Source organism: Streptomyces sp. NPDC005752, from assembly GCF_040630715.1.
Taxonomy (GTDB): domain Bacteria; phylum Actinomycetota; class Actinomycetes; order Streptomycetales; family Streptomycetaceae; genus Streptomyces.
Window position 1 is genome coordinate 178,472 of sequence record NZ_JBEXYB010000003.1, and the last position, 22,664, is coordinate 201,135.

Annotated in this window: 16 protein-coding genes; 4 read left to right on the forward strand and 12 right to left on the reverse strand. The window is 69.9% G+C overall.

The genetic code is table 11. The annotated features are described in order from the left end of the window. The first annotated feature begins 206 nt into the window (after positions 1 to 206). Positions 207 to 3,404: an alpha-L-rhamnosidase gene (locus ABZ441_RS03965; RefSeq protein WP_358967982.1), complete on the forward strand. Its 3,198-nt coding sequence runs from the start codon at positions 207 to 209 to the stop codon at positions 3,402 to 3,404. A 58-nt stretch (positions 3,405 to 3,462) separates the two neighbouring features. On the opposite strand, the gene ABZ441_RS03970 is transcribed toward ABZ441_RS03965, so the two are convergent. The 4 genes from ABZ441_RS03970 to ABZ441_RS03985 form a co-directional block, all read right to left on the reverse strand. Then, positions 3,463 to 5,556, reverse strand: a complete 2,094-nt coding sequence (locus ABZ441_RS03970; protein WP_358967985.1) for a beta-galactosidase — start codon at positions 5,554 to 5,556, stop codon at positions 3,463 to 3,465. 91 nt (positions 5,557 to 5,647) lie between these two features. Then, positions 5,648 to 6,991 carry an extracellular solute-binding protein gene (locus ABZ441_RS03975; protein ID WP_358967987.1) on the reverse strand — a complete coding sequence of 448 codons (1,344 nt, stop codon included), beginning with the start codon at positions 6,989 to 6,991 and terminating at the stop codon, positions 5,648 to 5,650. A 160-nt stretch (positions 6,992 to 7,151) separates the two neighbouring features. Then, positions 7,152 to 8,093 carry a carbohydrate ABC transporter permease gene (locus ABZ441_RS03980; protein WP_358967990.1) on the reverse strand — a complete coding sequence of 314 codons (942 nt, stop codon included), beginning with the start codon at positions 8,091 to 8,093 and terminating at the stop codon, positions 7,152 to 7,154. 3 nt (positions 8,094 to 8,096) lie between these two features. Then, the gene (locus ABZ441_RS03985) at positions 8,097 to 9,017 is read right to left on the reverse strand and encodes a sugar ABC transporter permease (protein ID WP_358967992.1); all 921 of its coding nucleotides are present in this window, start codon (positions 9,015 to 9,017) and stop codon (positions 8,097 to 8,099) included. A 466-nt stretch (positions 9,018 to 9,483) separates the two neighbouring features. On the opposite strand from ABZ441_RS03985, the gene ABZ441_RS03990 reads away from it, so the two are divergent. Continuing rightward, positions 9,484 to 10,500, forward strand: coding sequence for a LacI family DNA-binding transcriptional regulator (locus ABZ441_RS03990; protein WP_358967995.1), 1,017 nt, complete (start codon positions 9,484 to 9,486; stop codon positions 10,498 to 10,500). Between the two features lie 217 nt (positions 10,501 to 10,717). On the opposite strand, the gene ABZ441_RS03995 is transcribed toward ABZ441_RS03990, so the two are convergent. Together ABZ441_RS03995 and ABZ441_RS04000 are read right to left on the reverse strand one after the other, a co-directional pair. Beyond that, positions 10,718 to 11,593, reverse strand: coding sequence for a class I SAM-dependent methyltransferase (locus tag ABZ441_RS03995; RefSeq protein WP_358967997.1), 876 nt, complete (start codon positions 11,591 to 11,593; stop codon positions 10,718 to 10,720). 106 nt (positions 11,594 to 11,699) lie between these two features. Beyond that, positions 11,700 to 12,320 carry an XRE family transcriptional regulator gene (locus ABZ441_RS04000; RefSeq protein WP_358968000.1) on the reverse strand — a complete coding sequence of 207 codons (621 nt, stop codon included), beginning with the start codon at positions 12,318 to 12,320 and terminating at the stop codon, positions 11,700 to 11,702. Between the two features lie 279 nt (positions 12,321 to 12,599). Between ABZ441_RS04000 and ABZ441_RS04005 the strand changes: the two genes are divergently transcribed. After that, the gene (locus tag ABZ441_RS04005) at positions 12,600 to 15,608 is read left to right on the forward strand and encodes a carbohydrate binding domain-containing protein (RefSeq protein ID WP_358968002.1); all 3,009 of its coding nucleotides are present in this window, start codon (positions 12,600 to 12,602) and stop codon (positions 15,606 to 15,608) included. Between the two features lie 206 nt (positions 15,609 to 15,814). On the opposite strand, the gene ABZ441_RS04010 is transcribed toward ABZ441_RS04005, so the two are convergent. After that, entirely contained in the window at positions 15,815 to 15,988 is a 174-nt protein-coding gene (locus ABZ441_RS04010; RefSeq protein ID WP_205020713.1) for a CsbD family protein, read from the reverse strand. A 363-nt stretch (positions 15,989 to 16,351) separates the two neighbouring features. Here ABZ441_RS04010 and ABZ441_RS04015 point away from each other — a divergent pair, with 363 nt between their 5' ends. Further along, on the forward strand, positions 16,352 to 16,657 hold the full coding sequence (locus ABZ441_RS04015) for a S26 family signal peptidase (RefSeq protein WP_358968007.1): 306 nt from the start codon (positions 16,352 to 16,354) through the stop codon (positions 16,655 to 16,657). A 141-nt stretch (positions 16,658 to 16,798) separates the two neighbouring features. Here ABZ441_RS04015 and ABZ441_RS04020 read toward each other — a convergent pair whose 3' ends face one another. From ABZ441_RS04020 to ABZ441_RS04040, 5 genes are read right to left on the reverse strand one after another with little or no spacing between them, the layout of a single operon-like run. After that, entirely contained in the window at positions 16,799 to 17,863 is a 1,065-nt protein-coding gene (locus tag ABZ441_RS04020; protein WP_358968010.1) for an aldose epimerase family protein, read from the reverse strand. Next, positions 17,863 to 18,900 (reverse strand): LacI family DNA-binding transcriptional regulator, encoded by a 1,038-nt coding sequence (locus ABZ441_RS04025; RefSeq protein WP_358968012.1) that lies wholly within the window; start codon positions 18,898 to 18,900, stop codon positions 17,863 to 17,865. Before ABZ441_RS04025 ends, ABZ441_RS04020 begins: the two co-directional genes overlap by 1 nt. 60 nt (positions 18,901 to 18,960) lie before the next feature. Continuing rightward, positions 18,961 to 20,004 carry an ABC transporter permease gene (locus ABZ441_RS04030; RefSeq protein ID WP_358968015.1) on the reverse strand — a complete coding sequence of 348 codons (1,044 nt, stop codon included), beginning with the start codon at positions 20,002 to 20,004 and terminating at the stop codon, positions 18,961 to 18,963. Continuing rightward, positions 20,001 to 20,999, reverse strand: coding sequence for an ABC transporter permease (locus ABZ441_RS04035; protein ID WP_358968018.1), 999 nt, complete (start codon positions 20,997 to 20,999; stop codon positions 20,001 to 20,003). Before ABZ441_RS04035 ends, ABZ441_RS04030 begins: the two co-directional genes overlap by 4 nt. Further along, positions 20,996 to 22,603, reverse strand: a complete 1,608-nt coding sequence (locus tag ABZ441_RS04040) for a sugar ABC transporter ATP-binding protein (RefSeq protein WP_358968021.1) — start codon at positions 22,601 to 22,603, stop codon at positions 20,996 to 20,998. Before ABZ441_RS04040 ends, ABZ441_RS04035 begins: the two co-directional genes overlap by 4 nt. Between the last annotated feature and the right edge of the window lie 61 nt (positions 22,604 to 22,664).

The window sequence follows — 22,664 nt, forward strand, 5'->3', positions numbered from 1 at the left end:
TTCGGCCCAAGTCGTGAAAGGTTTCAACCCCGCCTGCGGGGACGGTAGACCCGCTTCGACAACGGCGTCAATGCCTCGCACCGCAGGCTTGCGAATGGCTTGCCGGAAAGAGCCCATCACGACAGAAACCTTGACAGGGACTGGTCACAACTCTAGCTTCACGAGAACTGAAACGATTCACCCCCACGTCGTTACGGAGCCGCGTTGTGATCAGCAGAAGACGACTGCTCAGCACCACCGCCGCCGGCGCCGCGCTCGCCGCGGTGTCCGCTCCCGCCTCCGCCGCGACCCGCCCGGTGCAGTCGGCAGCGGCAGGGGCCCGCGTCACCGGGCCGACCGTCGAGTACGTACACCGTCCGCTGGGCCTGGACACCCCACGTCCACGGCTGAGCTGGCCCGTAGCGTCGGACAGTCCCGGCACGGCCCAGGCCGCCTACCAGGTGCGTGTGGCCACGGCAGCCGGCGGCCTCGGGAACCCGGACGTCTGGGACAGCGGAAAGATCGAGTCCGCGCAGTCCGTCCTGGTTCCGTACGCGGGGCCCGCGCTGGTCTCCCGCACACGCTACTTCTGGTCCGTGCGGGTCTGGGCCACGGACGGACGGGCGTCCGCGTGGAGCGAGCCGTCCTGGTGGGAGACCGGGCTGCTGGAGGCATCGGACTGGTCGGCGGGATGGATCAAGGCCCCCTCGGCACTGACCGGCACGCCCGCCCTGGACGACGCCTCGTGGATATGGTTCCCCGAAGGTGATCCCACCGTCGAGGCGCCTGCCGCCACTCGGTGGTTCCGCGGCCGGGTGGACGTCCCGGAGGACGTCACACGGGCCCGCCTGGTCATGAGCGCCGACGACGGGTTCACCGCCCGGGTGAACGGCGCGCGGGTGGCACACACGGAGGCTGACGGCCCGGCCGAGAACTGGAAGCGCCCCGTCCTCGTGGATGTGACGGACCGTCTCTCCCCCGGCACCCAGGTGATCGCCGTTTCGGCGACCAATGCCGTCGCCGGTCCGGCCGGGCTCCTCGGAGCGCTGGAGCTGACGACCGCGGACGGTACGACCACCGTCGTCACCGGCGCCGGCTGGCGGACCACCGACACGGAACCCCCGGAAGACTGGCATTCAGCCGCCTACGACGACACCGCCTGGCCCGCCGCGAAGGTGCTGGCCCGGTGGGGCTCCGGCCCCTGGGGCAAGGTGGTCACGGCGTACTCCCCCGCGACCCAGCTGCGCCGGGAGTTCCGGCTGGGCCGCAAACGCGTAGCGCGGGCCAGGCTGTACTCGACGGCCCTCGGCCTGTACGAGGTGTTCCTCAACGGCAAGCGCGTCGGCGAGGACCGGCTGGCCCCGGGCTGGACCGACTACGACAAACGGGTCCAGTACCAGACGTACGACGTGACCGGTCTGCTGGCGCCGGGCGGGAACGCACTCGGGATCACGCTGGCGTCCGGCTGGTACGCGGGGAACATCGCCTGGTTCGGACCGCATCAGTACGGCGAACAGCCCGCCGCTTTGGCCCAGTTGGAGGTGACCTACTCCGACGGTTCGACCGAGCGCGTGGTGTCGGGGGCCGACTGGCGGGCGGCGTCCGGGCCGGTCACCTCGGCGGATCTCATGGCCGGTGAGGACTACGACGCCCGGCTGGAGACCGACGGGTGGACACGCGGCGGCTTCGACGCGTCCGGCTGGCTCACGGCCGACCGCGTGGACGGGGTCAAGGCGGAGCTCGTTGCCGAAGTGGACGGCGCCTGCCGTGTCGAGCGCGAGCTGACGGTCCGCGAGGTGACCGAACCGGAGCCCGGTGTGTTCGTGTTCGACCTCGGCCAGAACATGGTGGGCACCGCGCGCCTCACGGTGTCCGGACCGGCCGGGACGACGGTGCGGCTGCGGCACGCCGAGGTACTCGATCCGGACGGCACCATCTACACGGACAATCTGCGCACGGCCCGCGCGACGGACACGTACACGCTCCGGGGCGGCGGCCGCGAGACCTACGAGCCCCGCTTCACGTTCCACGGGTTCCGCTACGTCGAGGTGACGGGTTACCCGGGCACGCCGGGACCCGACGCGATCGTGGGCCGGGTCATCCATACCTCGGCGCCCTTCACCATGGACTTCACGACCGATGTCCCCATGCTCAACCAGTTGCACAGCAACATCACGTGGGGGCAGCGCGGCAACTTCCTCTCCGTCCCGACGGACACCCCGGCGCGTGACGAGCGCCTCGGATGGACCGGTGACATCAACGTCTTCGCGCCCACCGCCGCGTACACGATGGAGTCGGCGCGCTTCCTCACCAAGTGGCTGTACGACCTGCGCGACGCCCAGACCCCCGATGGCGCCTTCACGCACGTCGCACCCGACCTGCCGAACGTGGGTCACGGCGCGGCCGGCTGGGGGGATGCCGGAGTGACCGTGCCGTGGGCCCTCTACCAGGCGTACGGCGATGTCCGGGTACTGGAGCAGTCCTGGACCCCGATGCTCGACTGGCTGGAGTACCTGGAAGCCCACAGCACCGGGCTGCTGCGCCCGGCCGACGGGTTCGGCGACTGGCTCAACATCGAGGACGAGACGCCCAAGGACGTCATCGCCACGGCCTACTTCGCCCACAGCGCCGATCTCGTGGCGCGGACGGCCGAGGTCCTGGGCAAGGACCCCGGGCCGTACCGCACGCTCTTCGGCCGGGTGCGCGACGCCTTCCGCGGTGCGTACGTCTCGGCGGGCGGACGGGTGAAGGGCGATACGCAGACGGCCTATGTGCTGGCCCTGTCCATGGACCTGCTGGAACAGGACGACCGCGGGCCGGCGGCGGACCGCCTGGTGGCGCTCATCGAGGCGAAGGACTGGCATCTGTCGACGGGGTTCCTCGGCACACCACGGCTGCTGCCCGTGCTGACGGACACCGGACACACGGATGTCGCCTACCGGCTGCTGCTGCGGCGGACGTTCCCGAGCTGGGGCTATCAGATCGACCGCGGGGCCACCACGATGTGGGAACGCTGGGACTCGGTCAGGCCCGACGGCAGCTTCCAGGACGCGGGGATGAACTCCTTCAACCACTACGCGTACGGCTCGGTCGGGGAATGGATGTACGCGAACATCGCGGGCATCGCCCCGGGCGCCCCCGGGTTCCGGAAGGTCGTCGTGCGGCCGCGGCCGGGCGGCGGGGTGACACAGGCCGAGGGCCGGTTCGACTCGCGCTACGGGCCCGTCTCCACCCGCTGGAAGAAAGACGCGGACGGCTTCGCGCTCAGGGTCGCACTGCCCCCGAACACGACCGCCGAGGTCTGGGTGCCGGGCGGTGACGAGCGGAGTTCCGGCCGGGGCCCTGCGGCCTTCCTGCGGCAGGACGACGGGTACGCGGTCTTCACCGTCGGGTCGGGCACCCACCGGTTCACGGCCTCCGCCTGACATGTACGACCCAGGTGCTCCGGGGGACCTCCCGTCCCCCGGAGCGCTGCGCGGCCGGCTACCCGATCGCCCCGGGAACGGCGGTGCGAGCGAAGGGCGTGGCCCCGGACGCCACGCGGAGCACGGCGACCCCACGCGGCGGAAGGACCAGACCGCCCCCGGTGGCCGGCGAGGGCCCTGTGAGAACCTCTCCGTCGACCGCGTCGAACGCGACGGGCTCGTCCGTGCGGTTGACGAGGAACCAGTAGGCCTGCGAGCCGTCGGTCCGTACGGTCAGCTCCACCTGCCCCCGCACAGCTGCGGGCAGTTCGCTGAGCACGCCGGCGCCGGACAGCAGGGACCCGAGCACGTCGGGCAGCCCGTGGCTGCCCAGCCGGGTGGAGACGTAGGCGGCCGAGCCACCCTCCGCCAGGGCACGCCGGGTGACCGCGGGGCGCCCTGCCTGGTCCCCGTCCTCGTAACGTGCGAGCACCGCGACCTCGGGATCGGTCAGGTCGATCCGGTCGGTCCACAGCGTGCCGGTCAGGCCGTTGTCGAGCCGTACCTCCACGTCCTCCAGCAGGGGGCCGAACTCCTCGATGCGGATGCCCAGCAGATCCCGCAGCGCTCCGGGGTATCCGCCGAGGTGGACATGGTCGTTCTCGTCGACGACACCCGAGTAGTAGGTGGTGGCGAGATGACCGCCGCCGCGCACGTAGGCGTCCAGCCGGCCGGCGAGGGCCAGGGGGACGACGTTGAGGATCGGGGCCGCGACGAAGTCGTAGCCGGTGAGGTCGGTCGCGGTCGTGACGACGTCCACCCGGACGCCGAGGGCCAGGAAGGCCGAGTACCAGTCGAGCGCCTCCTGCCGGTAGCGCAGCAGGGAGGACGGCTGGGAGTCGCGTTCGACGGCCCACCAGGATTCCCAGTCGTACACCAGTGCCGCGCGAGCCGGCTGCCGCACGGAGCCGGTCACCGGGGTGAGCGTCTCCAGCGTGCGCCCGAGGGCCGTCACCGCACGGAACAGCTCGCTGTCCGGGCCGGCGTGGGGCACCATCGCGGAGTGGTGCTTCTCGGCGCCCGCCGCCGACTGGCGCCATTGGAAGAAGCAGACCGCGTCGGCTCCGTGGGCGACGTGGACGAGCGAGTCGCGGGCGAGTTCACCCTCGCGCTTGGCGACGTTGACGGGCTGCCAGTTGACCGCGCTCGTCGAGTGCTCCATGAGGAACCACGGCTTGCCCTGAGCGATGGAGTGCGTGAGGGCGGCGGAGAAGGAGAGCTCGTCGAGGCGCTGAGGACCGGGGTGGGCGTAGTGGTCGTTGGAGACGAAGTCGATCTCCTGCGCCCAGTCGGGGTAGTTCATGCCCTTGGTGTCCCCCATCACCATGAAGTTGGTGGTGACGGGGATCTGGGGGGTGATGCGACGCAGGACCTCACGTTCGGCCCGGAGGTAGTCCTTCAGCGCGTCGGAGGAGAAGCGCTTGAAGTCGAGCTGCTGGGTCGGATTGGCGTGGCTCGCGGCCAGTCGCGGCGGCTGGATCTGTGCCCAGTCCCCGTAGTACTGCGACCAGAAGGACGTCGCCCAGGCCCGGTTGAGCTCGTCCAGGGTGCCGTAGCGGCTGCGCAGCCAGTCGCGGAAGGCCTGGGCGGCGTCGTCGGAGTAGTCGTAGATGTTGTGGCAGCCGAGCTCGTTGGAGATGTGCCAGGCGACCACGGCGGGGTGGTCCGCGTAGCGGGTGGCCATGACCTCGACCAGTTTCAGCGCGTATCCGCGGAAGACGGGCGAGGTGGGCCGCCAGTGCTGTCGCGCGCCCTGGGAGAGGGTCTCACCGGTGCGGGTGACCGGAAGGATCTCGGGGTGCAGGGTCGTGAGCCAGGGCGGCGGCGAGGCGGTGGCGGTGGCGAGGTCCACCGCGATCCCGTTGTCGTGCAGCAGATCGAGCACCTCGTCCAGCCAGGCGAAGTCCCAGCGGTCCTCGGCCGGTTGCAGGCGTGCCCAGGAGAAGATGGCGACGGAGACGATGGTGACCCCGGCCTCGCGCATCAGCCGGACGTCTTCCTTCCACACCTCGCGCGGCCACTGCTCCGGGTTGTAGTCGGCCCCGTAGGCGAAGCTCGTGGGGCGGTCGTCGGAGGGCGGGCGCAGCCAGTGGCGCTCGGACGCGGGGGTCATGATGATCCTCTCGGATACGAGGTGCGAGTACGGCATGGGGCGGCCGCCCGTCGGACGGGCGACCGCCCCATGCCGGTTCAGCGGCGGGACGTCACTTGTTGACGCTGAAGCCCTGATCGTTGCCGTAGGTGACGGCGGCCTTCTGCCACTCCTTCAGGCCGTCGGCCAGCTTGGTGTCGGAGACGTACGCCTTGCCGACGGAGTCGTTGAAGATGGAGTTCGCGTACACCTGGAAAGGCAGGTAGGACCAGTCCTCCGGCACCTGGGTGGCGGAGCGGGCGAAGATCTCGTTCGCCTTCTGGCCACCGAAGTACGGGAAGGTGGTCTCGAGGAACGACGGGGAGGACAGGTCGGCCGTGGTGGCGGGGAAGGCGCCGGCCTCGATACGGGCCTGCACGCCGTCCGAGTGGTTCGCGTACTCGTTGAAGGCGTACGCGAGGTCCTTGTTCTTGCCGGCCTTCATCACCGCGAGAGAGCTGCCGCCGTTCTCGGAGCTGACCTCACCGCCCTTCTCCCACTGCGGGAGCGCGGCCGCGCGCCAGTCACCCGAGGCCGACTCGACACCCGAGACGAAGTTGGCGGGCATCCAGGCGCCGGTGGCGAGGGTGGCGATGGTGCCGTCCGAGAGGCCCTTGTACCACTCGTCGCTCCAGGAGGTGACGGGAGCCAGGAGCTTCTCGTCGATGAGCTTCTGCCAGACCTCGGTGAAAGCGGTGACGCCCTTGTCTGCGGTGAGGTCCACCGTCACGTCGGTGTCACGGGTCTTGAAGGGGGTCCCGCCGGCCTGCCAGATCATGCTGGTCGTGAACCCGGCGTCACCGGTGTCGTTGGTGATGTAGGACTTCGGGTCCGCGGCGTGCAGGGCGCGGGCCGCCTCGAGGTACTCGTCCCAGGTGGTCGGCGTGGCGATCTGGTGCTTGTCCAGCACCTTCTTGTTGTAGAAGAGCGCCATCGGGCCGGAGTCCATGGGAAGGGCGTAGACGGCGTCGTCGACGGTGACCGAGTTCCACGGTCCCGGCGAGTAGTCGTTCTTGAACTCTCCGGCGCCGTAGCGGCTGAGGTCCTCGAGGGACTTGCCGAGGGCGAACTGCCCCAGGGCGTAGTACTCGACCTGCGCGACGTCCGGTACTCCGGATCCGGCCTGTACGGCGTTCTGCAGGGCGGTGTACTGGTCGTTGCCGGTACCGGCGTTGACCAGCTTCACCTTGACCTTGGGGTACTGCTTCTGGAAGTCGCTGACCACCTTCTTCAGCGTCGGCTCCCACGCCCACACGGTGATGGAACCGCCCTCCTTGAGGGCCGCCCGGAGATCACTTCCCCTTACGGTCTTTCCCGATGCGGCGTCGTCGTCGGAGGACCCGCACGCGGTGAGGCTCAGCGCGGCCGCGCACAGCAGGCCGACGCCACGCATCGCGCGTCTGGTCATGGTTCTCATAATTGCTTCACTCCGTTGTGGTGAGGGTGGTGCAGGAACCGTGGAACGTCCGCACGGGGGTGCGGGGCTGGAGGGGGGTGGGACGCCGCGTCGGCCGGGGGCCGGGAGGAACGCGCCCCGGTTCGCGGGGATCCGGTGGCCGGCCGGGCCGTGAAGCGGGTCACCCCTTGACGCTGCCCGCCGCCAGTCCTGACTGCCAGTAGCGCTGGAGCAGCAGGAAGGCGATGATCAACGGCACGATCGTCAGCAGTGAGCCCGTGATGACCAGGTTGAAGACCGGCTGGCCGCCGGCGGTGGACGCCTGCTCGTTCCAGGCGTTCAGGCCCAGGGTCAGCGGGTACCAGTCCGGGTTCTTGATCATGATCAGCGGCAGGAAGTAGTTGTTCCAGGTCTGCACCATGGTGAACAGCAGAACCGTCACGATGCCCGGGGTCAGCAGCGGGAGCGCGACGCGGAAGAAGGTCCGCAGCTCGCCGGAGCCGTCCATCCTGGCCGCTTCCAGGAGCTCGGTGGGGACGGCCTCGGCGGCGAACACCCACATGAGGTAGAGACCGAACGGTGAGATCAGGGACGGGATGATGACGGCCCACGGGGTGTTGGTGAGACCCATTTTGCTGAACATGAGGAAGGTGGGGACGGCCAGCGCGGTGGCCGGCACGGCCACCGCCCCGATGACGGTGGCGAAGACGGCGCGCTTGCCCGCGAAGTCGAACTTGGCCAGGCCGTAGCCGCCGAGCACCGCGAGGAAGGTGGCCCCGCCTGCGCCCGCGACCACGTACAGCAGGGTGTTGAGGAACCAGCGGACGAAGATGCCGTCGTCGTAGGTGAGCGTCTGCGAGATGTTGTCCCAGAGGGCGAAGTCACCGCTGAACCAGAGACCGAAGGAGCCGAGGAGGCTCTTCTGCGTCTTGGTGGCGTTGATGACGAGCCAGGCCAGCGGCATGAGCGCGTAGAGGGCGGTCAGGCCCATGAGGACCGTGAGCACCATGCTGCGTCGGGGCCCGCCGGCGGTGTGCCGTCTGCGCGTGGCGCGGCGGGGCGCCGAGGCGCGATGAGTGGTTCGCCGGGGCGTCTGCTCGGCGGTGAAGGAAGGGGCGCTCATCGTTCACGCCTCCTTTCGCATGCCGCGCAGCTGGACCGCGTAGGCGATGATCATCGTGACGATTCCCATGACGAGGGAGACCGTGGCCGCGTAGTTCTGCTGCCGGCCCGAGAAGGACAGCGTGAACGTGTAGAAGTTGGGCGTGAAGTACGTGGTGATCGCGTTGGGCGCCAGGTCCTGCAGGATGCTGGGCTCGTTGAACAGCTGGAAGCTGCCGATCACCGAGAAGATCGTCGCGATCACCAGCGCGCCGCGGATCGCGGGGATCTTGACGGCGGTGATGATCCGCCACTGTCCCGCGCCGTCGATCTCGGCGGCCTCGTAGAGGGACTTGGGGACGACACGCAGCGCCGAGTAGAAGATCAGCATGTTGTAGCCGATGAACTCCCAGGTGACGATGTTGCCGATACTGGCCAGCACCAGGGAGGGGGACAGCGGGTCCGGCAGTGTCACACCGAAGGCGTCGTTGAAATTCCCGACCAGGCCGAAGCGGGTGCCGTAGATGAAGCCCCACATCAGTGTGGCGACCACGGCGGGTACGGCGTACGGCAGGAAGACTGCGATCCGGAAGAAGCTCTTTCCGTAGATCCTGCCGCTGTCGAGGGCCAGGGCCACGAGCAGGGCGAGCCCGAGCATGATGGGCACCTGCACCAGGAGGAAGAGAGTCACCCGGCCGACGGCTGCCCAGAACTGTTCGTCCTCGAAGGCCCGTTGGAAGTTGTCCAGGCCGACGAACGACGTACCGCCGATCAACTGGTCCCTGAAGAAGCTCAGATACAGCGAGTAGGCGATCGGGGCCAGGAAGACCAGGGCGAACACGGCCATGAACGGTCCTACGAAGACCCAGCCGATCCGCCCGCGCCGGCTGCGGGAGCCTCTGGCCGGTGGGCGACGTCCGGTCGTGATCGGCGTAACGGCCGTCATGGGTACTCCTGTTGATCCGGCGTTGAGCATGGCCCCGGCCGGATGGTGACACCGGACATCGTGGAGGCACTGTGCTTGAGAAGACCGATGTTTACGTAAACATTTCTCGGTGAGAGGATGTTCACACGCTCTCCTCCTTACGGTCAAGGCCGGACTCTCATTCACTCGTTCGGGTTTGGGTGATCTCACCACCACCGGTCCGGCCGTCTGGTAAAGGGCGTCACGACGGCACGGCTCGCGCGGTCGGCGCCGGGCAACCGGGGATGGTAGAAATGCCGGTGGCCCGAGCCCTCAGTCCCACGCGATGCGAGCCGGACGCGAAGCGGCCGTAGGAAGCGTCCCCACCGGGTGGTCACCAGGACGCACGCGGCGGAAGACCGCCCACGGCCACAAGAGCACCCCCCACACGGTGAAAGGCTCACTCGACGACGACGGAGGCAGACGGGTGCAGGGACAGGAACGAGCCATGGACAGGCCGCCTCGCAAGGAGGCCTCCATGGCCGACGTCGCGCGCTTGGCCGGGGTCTCCTCGCAGACGGTCTCCCGTGTGTCCAACGGTCACCCCATGGTGTCCGAGGACACCCGCGAACGTGTTCTCGCCGCCATGAAGGAGCTCAACTACCGGCCCAACAGTGCCGCGCGCGCCCTCAAGAGCGGGAGGTTCCGCACGCTGGGCGTCATCCTGTTCACACTGGCCACCACGGGTAACGTCCGGACGCTGGAGGCCATTTCCGCCTCCGCGGCCGACGAGGGCTACGCCATCACCCTGCTGCCCGTCGCCACACCCACCAGCACGGACGTCAGGGGAGCGGTCACCGTGCTCGGCGAACAGGTCGTGGACGGCATCATCGTGATCATGGAAGTCCGCCTGCTGGACGCCGCCATCTCACTGCCGCCGCACACGCATGTCGTGGTGGCCGACTCCGACGCGGGCGACCGGTACAGCGTCGTGGACACCGACCAGTCCGGGGGTTCCGAGGCAGCCGTGCGGCATCTGCTCGACCTCGGACACCGCACCGTGGTGCATGTGGCCGGTCCGTCGGAGTCGTTCGCCGCGCAGCGCCGCGCCCATGCCTGGCGTAAGACCCTCGAGGAGGCGGGACGCCCGGTCCCCACCCCGGTGGCCGGCGACTGGTCGGCGGCGTCCGGATACGCGGCGGGTCTCGACCTGGCGGCGGACCCCACGTGCACCGCGATCTTCGCGGCCAACGACCAGATGGCGCTGGGTGTCCTGAGGGCCCTGCACGAGAGGGGCAGGCGCGTGCCCGAGGACGTCAGCGTGGTGGGGTTCGACGACATCGCCGACTCCGCCTCCTTCCTTCCGCCGCTCACCACCGTCCACCAGGACTTCGCCGAGATCGGGCGGCTGTGCGTGGACGGAGTGCTCCGGCAGATCCGCAACGAGACGACGGAACGCGGTACCACCCTGGTCCCGACACGCCTGGTCGTCCGAGCCAGTACGGCCCCGCCGCCGCGGAGGTGAACGCGTGCCCTCGCGCGCCGGGCGGCCCCCGCGGGCCACGAACAGTCCGGCTGGACCCACCGTGCACGCCGTGACCTCGCCACGGAGAGGGTCCGTCCCGCTCCGTGACCTCGCCAAGGAGAGGGGCGGACGTCGTGACGGCCGAGGCCGACAGGACGGGCACCACTGGCGGAACCCTCCGGCCGCTGCCGCCTCGTCCCGGACGGGCCCTGTCGTCTCAGTTTCTGCGGCGTGCGGCCCAGACGGTGCGTTCGGTGCGAACCACGAGGTCGGTGCGGCGCAGAATGCTGTGGGGGCTGTCCACGTCGAGGAGCCGGTCGAGGGCGGCGAGGTCTTTGGGTACGAGCGATCCGGCGGCGGCACCGCGGATGCGCTGCAGACTGCCCAGGGCGTAGCGGCCGAGCGCCTCGGTCGGTGAATCCTGGATGTCCACCGTGATGGTGCGTTCCCCTTGGCGTGCGAATCCGGCGGCGGTGAGCATCGGCCCCCAGTCGGCACCGCGGTGGGGTACGTGTTCGGCGTGCAGACGGTCCGTCGCGGCGTGGCAGCGCTCCTCCAGACCGGGCCGCTCCTCGGGGGCGTTCTCGGGCAGGAAGCGGGGGAAGCCGGCCAGCTCGACGACGGCGAACAGCCCCCCGGGCTCGAGTACGTCGTGGACGTGCCGCAGCGCGCGGTCCGGGGCGGCCAGGTGGTGCATCGAAGCAGAGGCCCAGATGAGGTCCGGGGCGCCGAGGTCGGGCCAGTCCCTGGAGTCGAGGTCGGCCTGAACGGTGCGCACTCGGTCCCGCACTCCCGCGACGTGCGCCTTCTGCCGCAGGCGCTCCAGGTGCTCGGCCGAGGAGTCGACGGCGGTGACGCGCGCCTCCGGGAAGCGGGCCAGGAGGGCGAAGGTCCCGGCTCCCGTCCCGCAGCCCAGGTCCACGATCTCGTCCGGGGCCGCCTCGACGGGAAGCCATGCGGTGATCGCGGCGATGTGTTCGGCGAGGACTTCGGCGTCCAGGTCGAGGATTTCGGCCTCGACGCCGGCGTCGGCGACGCGCTGAGTGCCGTGGTGCGTGCCGTGGCCGGGAGTGTGCGGGTGCGTGTGTGTCATGCCCCCACGCTAGGACGGCCTTGCGCATACGGCACGATCATTTGCGTGTTCCGCAAGAAATTGACCGCCTCCGGTGCCGCACACGCAATTCGCCTGGAGCGGGAGGTCACCCGCGGGGGCCGTCCGGCTCGAAGGACCCGCCGGCGTCCTTGCTTCCGCCGTCGCGCTGATGTCCGCGCCGGGCGTCACGGTCGAAGATTCCGAGGACCTCACAGGGTCCGCCCTCGGCCCCGAGGGCGTGCGGCAGCATGGTGGGGAACTCCGCAGCCTGGTTGGTCTCGATGCGGAAGCGTCGGTGGCCCAGCATGAGGATCGCGGTGCCGGACAGCACGACGAGCCATTCGTGGCCGGGGTGGGCACGCATCCGCGCGGGGTTGTCGGGCGGCGGCTCGGTCATCCGCTGGCGCACAACGGTCATGCCGGGGTCCGACTTGACCGGCCAGCGCATCCGTCCGTGCGCGCCGTCCACGACCGGGCTGGTGACGACGTCGTCGGGGGCCGCCTCCACCAGCTGGTCCAGGGACGTGTCGAGGGCGCGGGCGAGGACGACCAGCTGATCGAGTGCGAGCCGGCGCTGACCGTTCTCGATGCGGGAGAGGGTGGACTGACTGACGTTGGCGCGGGTGGCCAGCTCCTCCAGGGACCAGCCCTGTGCCACCCGCAGGGCGCGGATCCGCTTGCGCACCAGACCGTCCAACTCGTCGGCTCCTTGCGTCATGGGCAGCATCGTATGCCTTCTGCGCATCCCCGGTGCGGGGAGAGGCCGCGGGCGACGCGGGCAGTGGCGTGCGCATCCCCTTTACGGACCTGTCATGCACCGGTAACTTCCTGCCTGAAAGAGATTGCAGAAAGGTTCTGACAGAAGTTGCTGTCAGTGCGCACTGCTCGCCCGAACCCCGAGGCGCGTCCGGGTTCTCCGGCGGGATCCTCGCAGCCGCTCACGGAGCGGCTGCGCTGTCGGCAGCCGCGGCCCACCCGCCCGTGGCCCTCCCCTGGAGACAGACGAATGAGACGCTCCCCTGTCCGGCTGCTCGGACGCCCAGCCGCGGCGGCCGTCGCGGCGACGGTGATGCTGGGCCTCCTGACCCCGGCACCCGGCCCCTCCGCCCCGGGGGCGGCCGTGCCCGCGGCCTCCTCGGAGTCGACCGCCACCGTCTTCTACTACACGAAGACCAAGAACTGGTCCGCCTACCGGCTGCACTACGCCCCCGACGGGGGATCGTGGACCACCTCGCCAGGTGTGGCCATGGAAGCAGCATGCACGGACTGGGTGAAACAGACCGTCCCCCTCCGGAACGCGTCCGGCATGGCCGCGACGTTCAACAACGGTTCCGGTGTCTGGGACAACAACGCCGGAAAGAACTACGCCTTGGGCACAGGCGACGTAGCCGTGAAGGACGGGGTGGTGGCCCACAGCGACCCCTGCCCGGAGACCGGTACGGAGCCCGGGGAGGCCCACAGCGCCTCGGTCTACTACTCGACCGCCACCGTCGGCTGGACGACCACCAATCTCCACTACCAGCCGGCGGGAGGCGCCTGGACGACCGTCCCCGGGGTGGGCATGGAAAGTGCCTGCACCGGCTGGGTGAGGAGGACGGTGGACCTCGGCACGGCCACATCGATGCAAGCCACCTTCAACAACGGCAACGGGGTGTGGGACAACAACAACGGCGGCAACTACACCGTCCCCGCCGGCCTCACCACGGTGAAGGACAAGAAGGTCACGGCGGGCGCCGAGGATCCCTGTGCCGCCGAGACCCCGGACACCCGGGCCCCCACCGCCCCGACGGAGGTGTCCGCGAGCGCGGACGGATGGTCGGTCGTGCTGACCTGGGCCCCGTCGACGGACGACCGGGGCGTGACGAAGTACCAGGTCACCCGGACCGGAGGCACCAAGGGCACGCTGGTCGCCGACGTCGGCTCCACGGTGTTCTCGGACACCGGCCTGGAGGCGAGGACGGACTACAGCTACACCGTCAGGGCCGCCGACGCCGCGGGGAACGTCTCGGCGGCCTCCGCCGCGGCGACCGCGACCACCGGGGAGAAGCCGACGGCCCCGGCGACCGGGAAGCCGCTCGGGACCGATCCGCGGAAGGACCCGATCTACTTCGTGCTCACCGCGCGCTTCAACGACGGTGACACCGCGAACGACCGGGGCGGCAGCCAGCACGTCACGTCGGGCAACGCGGCCAACGACGACCCGATGTTCCGCGGCGACTTCAAGGGTCTCGTCGACAAGCTCGACTACATCAAGGGCCTCGGCATGTCGGCCGTCTGGATCACCCCCGTCGTCCTGAACCGGTCCGACTACGACTACCACGGCTATCACGGCTACGACTTCTACGAGGTCGACTCCCGGCTCGAGTCCGCCGGCGCCTCGTACCAGGACCTGATCGACGCGGCCCACGCCAAGGGCATGAAGATCTACCAGGACGTCGTCTACAACCACTCCTCACGCTGGGGCGCGAAGGGCCTGTTCACCCCGAAGACGTACGGGGTCCGCGACACCCAGTGGAGCTGGTACTACGACGAGAAGAACGACGGCTTCGAGTACGACGGTCTGACCGTCGAGACCAAGTCCGGGAAGTCGTACTACAACGGTGACCTGTGGTCCACGGCCGAGCCTTCGGGAAACACCTGTGTCAACTGGGGCACCCCCACCCAGTACACCTCGCCGGAGGGCTACCGGATCTACAACTGCCAGTGGCCGAACCCGACATCGGGGATGTTCCCCAAGGCTTATTACCACAACTGCTGGATCGGCAACTGGGAGGGCGAGGACTCCCGTTCCTGCTGGCTGCACGACGACCTCGCCGACTTCAACACCGAGAGCGCGCCCGTGCAGAACTATCTGATCGGCGCCTACGACAAGTACATCGACATGGGGGTCGACGGCTTCCGCGTCGACACCGCCGTGCACATCCCCCGCACCACCTGGAACCGCCGTTTCCTGCCGGCCATCCAGGAACGCGTCACCCAGCGGTTCGGCACCGAGGCCGCGAAGAACTTCTTCGTCTTCGGCGAGGTCGCCGCCTTCGTCAACGACAAGTGGAACCGCGGCTCGGTGAACCACTCCGCGCAGTTCTACACCTGGAAGGAGCGCAAGGAGTACAGCGCGGACGACGGGAGAGCCGCTCTGGAGATGTACGACTACGAGCAGCAGCAGGGCACGGGCTCGCAGCCGACCTCCACCAACGCCTTCCTGAACGGAAACTCCTACCACGCCCCGGACCACAGCGAGTTCTCCGGTATGAACGTCATCGACATGCGCATGCACATGAACTTCGGTGACGCGAACAACGCCTACAACAACGGCAGGGACTCCGACGACAGTTACAACGACGCCACCTACAACGTCGTGTACGTCGACAGTCACGACTACGGTCCCAACAAGAGCAGCGAACGGTACGCGGGAGGAACGGACGCCTGGGCCGAGAACATGTCGTTGATGTGGACCTTCCGGGGCATCCCCACGCTGTACTACGGCTCCGAGATCGAGTTCCAGGCCGGAAAGAAGATCGACTGCGGGCCCACCTGCCCGCTGGCGTCGACCGGCCGGGCGTACTACGGCGCCCATCTCGCCGGAGACGTCAAGGCGTCGGACTTCGGCACCGTCGACTCGGCGGCCGGGGCCGTCGCCGACACCCTGGCGAAGCCGCTGGTCAAGCACGTGCAGCGGCTCAACCTGATACGTCGTGCGGTGCCCGCCCTGCAGATGGGGCAGTACTCCACGGAGGGCATCACGGGCTCGATGGCGTACAAGCGCCGCTACACCGACGCGGCGAGCGGCACGGACAGCTTCGCTCTGGTGACGGTCTCCGGCGGCGCCACGTACACGGGTGTCCCCAACGGCACCTACAAGGACGCCGTCACCGGCGACACCGAGGTCGTGACGGGCGGCACGCTGGCCGTCGCGGCACCGGGCAAGGGCAATCTGCGGGTGTACGTCCTCGACCTCGGCGGCAGGAACGCGGCCCCGGGGAAGGTCGGGACGGCGGGTGCCTACCTGAAGTGACGCGTGACGTGGCGGGCGCGCGGCGCGCGTCCGCCACACCAGCCCGCTCTCATCCCGCCGTCCGCCCGATGCGGGGTCCGCAGAAGACGGTCCCGCGGTCCGGCGGATCGTGGAAGGGCCCGGTCGCGGCGTGCTGTCCCGGGACACAGCGCGGCCCCGCGGGGAGTCGGACTCCGCGGGGCCGGACGCTGGGGTCCTGGACGACGTCAGTCGGTCAGGGTGTCCTTGATCTTCTCCTTGGCCTGCCGGGCGTCGCCCTTGGTCTGGTCGGCGCGGCCCTCGGCGGTGAGTCGCTCGTTGCCGACGGTGCGCCCGGCGGCTTCCTTGATCTTGCCCTTGGCCTGGTCGGTCTTGGCCTGGGTCTTCTCGTCAGCAGCCATGTCACTCACACCTTGCTGTTCTCGACATCGTGGTCATCCACCGGGTGACCGTCTTCGCCCCGTTCAAACCGGTCGGTTCGCACCGAGTCCGCGGGGGACCGCGGGGAGGGGCCATGCGGTGCAGCGTCGTCGCTGCAGGAGCCGTGAGAGGCAGAGGCACGGCGGCTCGTAGGCGATGCCGCTCAGGTGCCGGTCCCACTGGCTCCGGGTGATCGGCGGACCCGCGTGGTCGCAGGCCCGGTCGACCAGTCGGGCCGTGCGCCCCCCGGGGCTGCGCACCGGGCACGTCGTGGTTCTGCGGCCTCCCGGTGACCGGGCACCGGCGGGGCCCGGCGGGTCGGTCGGCCTGCCCGTCATCAGCGGGTGGCCGCACTGCCCGGTGAGGCCGTTCCCCCCTCCTTCCGCAGCCGGACGCCCGAGGCACAGGGGATCACCGGAACGGTCCCGGACGGAAGCGTGCTGGTGCTGGGAGACAACGCGGACAGCAGCATCGACTCGAGGGACTACGGCTACGTGGCGTTGGGCGCCGTTGCGGGCAGGGTGCTCAGAGGACTTCACTCAGGCGTGGCGGGGGCTCCGAGCACGGATGCCCGTCCGCCCGCCGACGGGGCCGGCGGTACGGGGCGGTCCGTGGACACCGCTCCCCCGGCGGAGGGCGGCGTGCCGTGACGGACGTCCACCACCGCGGCCCGTAGGAGCGGGCGCGGACGGCCGGGCTGCCGTTGCCGCCAGAGCGCCGGCGGCAGCGGGAGGCAGGTGCCGCGGACACGCGGGGCAGACCGGAAGGCTGTTTCCTCCTGTGCGGCGAGGCTAGTTCCGCAGATGCGGGAAGCGCAGTTCGGTGCGGCTGCGCGCGGTGTCCCCGGGGCGCAGCACCGCGCTCGGCAGGTCCGGCCGGTTGGGTGAGTCGGGCAGGTGCTGGGTCTCCAGGCAGACCGCGCCGTGCCGTTCATGGCGGCGGCCCGTGCCGTCGGTGAAGGAGCCGTCGAGCTGGTTGGCGGTGTAGACCTGGATGCCGGGCTCCGTCGTCCACACCTCCAGGACCCGCGCCGCGTCCGGGGCGGTGAGGCGTGCGGCGCGGCGCAGGCCGCCTCCGGAGTCCCGCAGGACCCAGCAGTGGTCGTAGCCGCCCGCCGCGCGCAGTTGTCCGTCCTCGGTGCCGAGGCGTTCCCCCAGGACCTGGGGCGCGGTCAGGTCGAAGGGGGTTCCGCGGACGTCGGCCGGCGGTCCCAGGGGGATGCCGTCGTCGTCCACCGGCAGATAGGAGTCGGCGTCGACCTCCAGGCTGTGGCCGAGGACGTCGTCCTGTCCGGCCAGGTCGAAGTAGGCGTGGTTGGTGAGGTTGACGACCGTGGGGCGGTCGGTCACCGAGGCGTAGTCGACGGCCAGGGTGCCCGCCGTGTCGAGGGTGTACGTGACGGTGGCGTCCAGTGCCCCGGGGAAGCCCATGTCTCCGTCGGGGCTGTGCAGGGTGAGCCGCACGGACACGCTGTCGTCGGTCTGTTCCGAGGCCGCTTCCCAGACCTTGGCGTGGAAGCCTTCGGGCCCTCCGTGCAGGGCGTGGCCCCGGTCGTTGGCGGGGATGCGGTGCTCGGTGCCGTCCAGGACGAACCGGCCGTGCGCGATGCGGTTGGCGTAACGGCCGACGACGGCGCCGAAGTAGGGGTGTTCGGCCGTGTAGTCGTCGAGGGTCGTGAGCGACCGGACGACGGAGGCCGCGGCGCCGGTGGTGTCCGGCACGGTGAGGCGATGCAGGGAAGCACCGTAGGTCAGGACCTCGGCACGGACTCCCGTACCGCTGTCGAGGGTCCACAGGTCGGTCGTGGTTCCCCGGGAGGATCCGAACGGGGTGCGGTGCACGGTGGGGCGCGGCATCAGAGGTCCTCGGTGTGGCCGGAGTCGGGCCCGGGCGTGGTGGATTCGCGGACGACGAGGCGGTAGCCGGGGCGTGGCCGGCGCGGTTCGGCGACGGGTTCGCCCGCGAGCTGTGCGACCAGGCTGTCGACGGCGAGGCGGGCGATGGCTTCCTTGTCGGGGGCGATGGTGGTGAGCGTGATGGTGGTGTAGCGGCTCTCCTCGATGTCGTCGAAGCCGACGACGGCGATGTCGTCCGGGATCCGCAGGCCGCGTTCGGTGATGGCCCGCATCGCGCCGATGGCGATGAGGTCGTTGTACGCGAACACGGCGTCGGGCCGGTCCTCCCGGTCCAGGAGCCGCGCCATGCCGGAGGCGCCGTCCTCGCGGCCGTAGCCGTCGGTGACCACGACGAGGGATTCGTCGGGTGTGACGCCGGAAGCCGCGAGTTCCTCGCGCCAGCCCCTCAGGCGCAGGTGCGCGGGCTGGCGTTCCTGGCCGGTGCGTGATCCGAGGAAGGCGATGCGCCGGTTGCCCTGGGCGACGAGGTGGCGCACGGCCGCGCGGGCCGCCGCCACGTTGTCGATGGCGATGTGGTCGTAGGGCGCCTCGTACTCCCGCTCGCCCAGGAGGACCAGCGGCGCGGTCTCGGTGCGCGCCATGAGGTCCTCGGTCTCCAGGTGGATGGGGCTGAGGATGAGACCGTCGATCACATGGGACCGGAAGCCCTGACTGACCAGGAGCTCCTTCTCCCTGAGCCCGGCGGTGTGGTCGACCAGGACGGTGTAGTCGTGCCGGGCGGCCGCGTCGATGACCGCTCCGGCGAGCTCGGCGAAGTACGGGTTGCCGAACTCGGGGACGGCGAGGGCGATGATGCCGGTACGGCCCTTGCGCAGATGCCGGGCGGTGAGGTTCGGCCGGTAGCCGAGCTCGTCGATCGCGTGCTGCACCTTGGCGCGCATGGCGGGTGTGACGTGCTGGTAGTTGTTCACCACGTTCGACACGGTCTTGATGGACACGCCCGCCCGTTGCGCAACGTCCTTGAGGCTGACGCCCACGGCACTCCTTGGTTCGGCTCGGCTTGGCTCGGTGTCCGGCCGGGACGGGCCGGCTCGTCGTCAGGTGCTTCTGCGACTGCGCGCGAGATAGCGCTGGGCCACCACGACAACGATAAGGAAGCCGCCGCTGACCACCGACTGGTAGGAGGAGTTGAGCGAGCCGATCTGGTTGATCAGGTTCTGGATGACGGCCAGCAGCAGGACGCCCCAGAGCGTGCCGCTGATGGAACCGGCGCCTCCGACGAGGAGTGTTCCGCCGATGACGACGGCGGAGATCGCGTCGAGTTCCATGCCCACGCCGACGATGGTGACGCCGGAGGACAGCCGAGCCGCGTTGAGGGCGCCGGCGAGCCCGGCGAGCAGGCCGCTGAGCGTGTAGACGAGGATCTTCGTACGGGCGACGGGGAGGCCCATCAGGGTGGCCGCGTCGCTGCTGCCGCCCACCGCGAAGAGTGTCTGCCCGAACGACGTGCGCTGCAGGACGAGTCCGCCGGCCCCGAAGAGCACCAGGGCGATGAGGATCGGGTGGCCGAAGCCCCAGACGCTGCCTTGGCCGAGCTCGCCGAAGGCGGAGTCCTTGGGCACCAGGTAGGTGGTGGCGCCCTCGTCGGTGAGGGCGAGCAGCAGGCCGCGGGCGCCCAGCAGGGTGGCGAGGGTGACGATGAAGGGCGCCATGTTGCCACGGGCGATCAGGAGACCGTTGAGCAGGCCGATCCCGCCGCACACCACGAGGGGGAGCAGGAGGGCGGCGAGGAACCCGTACTGCGAGGCCCAGGCGGCGAGGACTCCCCCGAGGGCGAACACCGATCCGACGGACAGATCGATGCCGCCGGTGATGATGACCATCGTCATGCCGAGTGCGACCACGGCGAGGAAGGACGCCTGGATGGTCACACCGCGGGCGTTGTCCAGGGAGGCGAACGTCGGGTAGATGAACGAGGCGGCGATCACGACGGTGAGCAGGACCGCCAGGACGCCCTGGCGTTGGAGGAGTTCGGCGGCGCGCTGACGGCCGGTCTGTTCGGGCCCGGCGGCGGGGCGGGCCGCGGGCGCTTTCGTCGGCACCGGGGCAGGGGCGGCGGTGGCGTGCTTGGTTTCGTTCATCGGGACCGACGCTCCCGGGCGACGTAGACGGCGGCGATGATGATGGCCGCCTGGGCGATCTGGGCGGTGGAGTCGGGCAGGTCGTGCTTGACGAGCGTGGCACGCAGGAGCTGCATGAGCAGGGCGCCCGCGACGGTGCCGAGCACCCGGACGGAGCCCCCGTTGAGTGGGGTGCCGCCGACCACGACCGCCGTGATGGCGGAGAGTTCCATGAGCGTGCCGAGCGAGGACGGGTCGCTCGCGGTGAGCCTGGCGGTGGCGAGGATGCCGGCGAGGGCCGCGAGTACCCCGCAGATCACGTACACGCCGATGAGGACCCGTTTCACGGGCAGCCCGGCGAGCGCGGCGGCGGAGCGGTTGCCGCCGACGGCGACGACCTGCCTGCCGAAGGTGGTGCGCTGCACCAGGAACGCCACGGCGACGGCGAGGAGTCCGGCGATCCAGACGACGAGTGGGATGCCGAGGAAGGATCCGGTGCCCAGCGACAGCAGGTCGGGGTTGACGATCTGCTTGAGCTGTCCGTCGGCCATGACGAGGGCCAGTCCGCGGCCTCCGACGAAGAGGGCGAGCGTGGCCACGATGGGCTGCAGCCCGACGAGGGACACGAGGGCGCCGTTGACGGCTCCGACGACGGCTCCTGCCAGGAGGGAGACGACGAGCGCGGGTACGAGCCCGTAGCCGAGGTAGAGCGGGAGGAAGGCGGCGGCGAGCGCCATGGTCGAGCCGACCGAGAGGTCGACGCCCTCGGTGCCGATGACCAGGGCCATGCCCAGGGCGACGATGACGATGGGCGCGACCTGCACGAGCTGGGTGCGGAAGTTGTCCGCGGTCATGAAGTGTTCGGTGAACAGCGCGTTGAAGAGCAGTACCACCGCAACGGCGACGTAGACGCCGTACCGCTGGTACCAGGCGGGGTCACGTAGCCGGGCAAGCGGGCTCGCGGGCTTCGGTGGCTGGTCGCCCTTCGCGGGCGGGGCGACGGCGGTCTGGGTCATCGGGGTTCCTCCTGGGCGGCCGGTGCCGTGTCCGCCGGCTCAGGTGCGTGGTCGGCGAGCACTTCGAGCAGCCGGTCCTCTGCCACGTCGTCGCCCGACAGCTCACCGGCGACGGCTCCGCCACGCAGGACGACGATGCGGTCGGCGCCCTCGATGAGTTCCTCGATGTCGGAGGAGATGAGCAGGACGGCGAGGCCCTCGCCGGCGAGGTCGTCGATGAGGCTCTGCACCTCGGCCTTGGCTCCGACGTCGATGCCCCGGGTGGGTTCGTCGAGCAGGAGGACCTTGGGTTCCAGGCAGAGCCAGCGGGCCAGCAGTACCTTCTGCTGGTTGCCGCCGGAGAGTTCTCCGACCTTCTGCTCGGGGCTCGACGCCTTGATCCGCAGGCGCTTCATGAAGATGTCGACGATCCGGTCCTGCTTGGCCCGCGAGACGACACCGCCCCGGGAGAGACGGGGCATGGCGGCGAGCACGATGTTCTCTCGGACGGAGAGACCGGGCACGATGCCTTCGGCCTTGCGGTCCTCGGGGAGCAGACTGATGCCGGCCCGGATCGCGGCCGCCGGGGTGAGGCGCTTCAGCGTGGTGCCGTCGACGGTGAGTTCACCCGCGTCCAGTCGCAGTGCGCCGGACAGCGCCTTGGCCGTCTCGCTGCGGCCGGAGCCGAGGAGACCGCCGAGGCCGAGCACCTCTCCCGCGTACAGCGACACGGATATGTCGTGGAGCTGGAGGCGGCTGGAGAGACCGGTCGCCGTGAGTACGGGGGTGCGGGCGGCTTCGTGTCCCTCCGCGGCGAAGCTGGTGACACCGGAGCGGCGGACCTCGGAGAGGTCGCGGCCGAGCATCATCGACACGAGCTGCATCCGGTCGAGGTCGGCGAGTTCGCCGGTGTGGATGTGGCGTCCGTCGCGCAGGACGGTGACCCGGTCGCAGATCCGGTAGAGCTCGTCCATGCGGTGGCTGACGTAGAGGACGGCGATGCCCTTGTCCCGCAGGTTCCCGATGACGCGGAACAGGGTCTCCACCTCGCGCGGTTCGAGCGAGGAGGTGGGTTCGTCCATGATGACGACCTGGGCGTTGACGGACACCGCCCGTGCGAGGGCGACCATCTGCTGGGTGCCGACCCCGAGGGTGTGCAGGGGGCGCCGTGGATCGACGCGTACGCCGAATCCGTCGAGCAGATCGCCGGTCTCCCGGTGCATGCGGGCGAAGTCGATGAGCCCGAAGCGGTTCCTGGGCTCCCGGCCCAGGAAGATGTTGCGCGCCACACTCATCAGCGGGACGAGGTTGACCTCCTGGTAGATCGTGGAGATCCCGGCCTGCTGCGCCTCGAACGGCCGATTGAACCGGACCGGTTCACCCGTCATCCGCAGTTCGCCCCCGTCCGGCCGGTACACACCGGTCAGCACCTTGATGAGGGTGGACTTGCCCGCGCCGTTCTCCCCGACCAGCGCGTGGGTCTCCCCCGCGCGCAGGGAGAAGGTGACGTCGTCGAGGGCGACGACGCCGGGGAACCGTTTGCTCACCGAGCGGGCTTCGAGCACGGCGGAGGCCGCGCGCCCGGCCGCCTCCGGTGCCTGAGGTACTGCTTCGGGTGGTGCCATGGGTGTTCTTGGCCTTCCGCTGTCCAAAGGGCGAGGGCCCGGGGGCCGCCGGGGCGCGGTG

Excerpts from the sequence above, each read along its gene's own strand:
- ABZ441_RS03970 (WP_358967985.1), bottom strand. The coding sequence starts at position 5,556 with ATGACCCCCGCGTCCGAGCGCCACTGGCTGCGCCCGCCCTCCGACGAC.
- ABZ441_RS03975 (WP_358967987.1), bottom strand. The coding sequence starts at position 6,991 with ATGAGAACCATGACCAGACGCGCGATGCGTGGCGTCGGCCTGCTGTGC.
- ABZ441_RS03980 (WP_358967990.1), bottom strand. The coding sequence starts at position 8,093 with ATGAGCGCCCCTTCCTTCACCGCCGAGCAGACGCCCCGGCGAACCACT.
- ABZ441_RS03985 (WP_358967992.1), bottom strand. The coding sequence starts at position 9,017 with ATGACGGCCGTTACGCCGATCACGACCGGACGTCGCCCACCGGCCAGA.
- ABZ441_RS03990 (WP_358967995.1), top strand. The coding sequence starts at position 9,484 with ATGGACAGGCCGCCTCGCAAGGAGGCCTCCATGGCCGACGTCGCGCGC.
- ABZ441_RS03995 (WP_358967997.1), bottom strand. The coding sequence starts at position 11,593 with ATGACACACACGCACCCGCACACTCCCGGCCACGGCACGCACCACGGC.
- ABZ441_RS04000 (WP_358968000.1), bottom strand. The coding sequence starts at position 12,320 with ATGCTGCCCATGACGCAAGGAGCCGACGAGTTGGACGGTCTGGTGCGC.
- ABZ441_RS04005 (WP_358968002.1), top strand. The coding sequence starts at position 12,600 with ATGAGACGCTCCCCTGTCCGGCTGCTCGGACGCCCAGCCGCGGCGGCC.
- ABZ441_RS04010 (WP_205020713.1), bottom strand. The coding sequence starts at position 15,988 with ATGGCTGCTGACGAGAAGACCCAGGCCAAGACCGACCAGGCCAAGGGC.
- ABZ441_RS04020 (WP_358968010.1), bottom strand. The coding sequence starts at position 17,863 with ATGCCGCGCCCCACCGTGCACCGCACCCCGTTCGGATCCTCCCGGGGA.
- ABZ441_RS04030 (WP_358968015.1), bottom strand. The coding sequence starts at position 20,004 with ATGAACGAAACCAAGCACGCCACCGCCGCCCCTGCCCCGGTGCCGACG.
- ABZ441_RS04035 (WP_358968018.1), bottom strand. The coding sequence starts at position 20,999 with ATGACCCAGACCGCCGTCGCCCCGCCCGCGAAGGGCGACCAGCCACCG.
- ABZ441_RS04040 (WP_358968021.1), bottom strand. The coding sequence starts at position 22,603 with ATGGCACCACCCGAAGCAGTACCTCAGGCACCGGAGGCGGCCGGGCGC.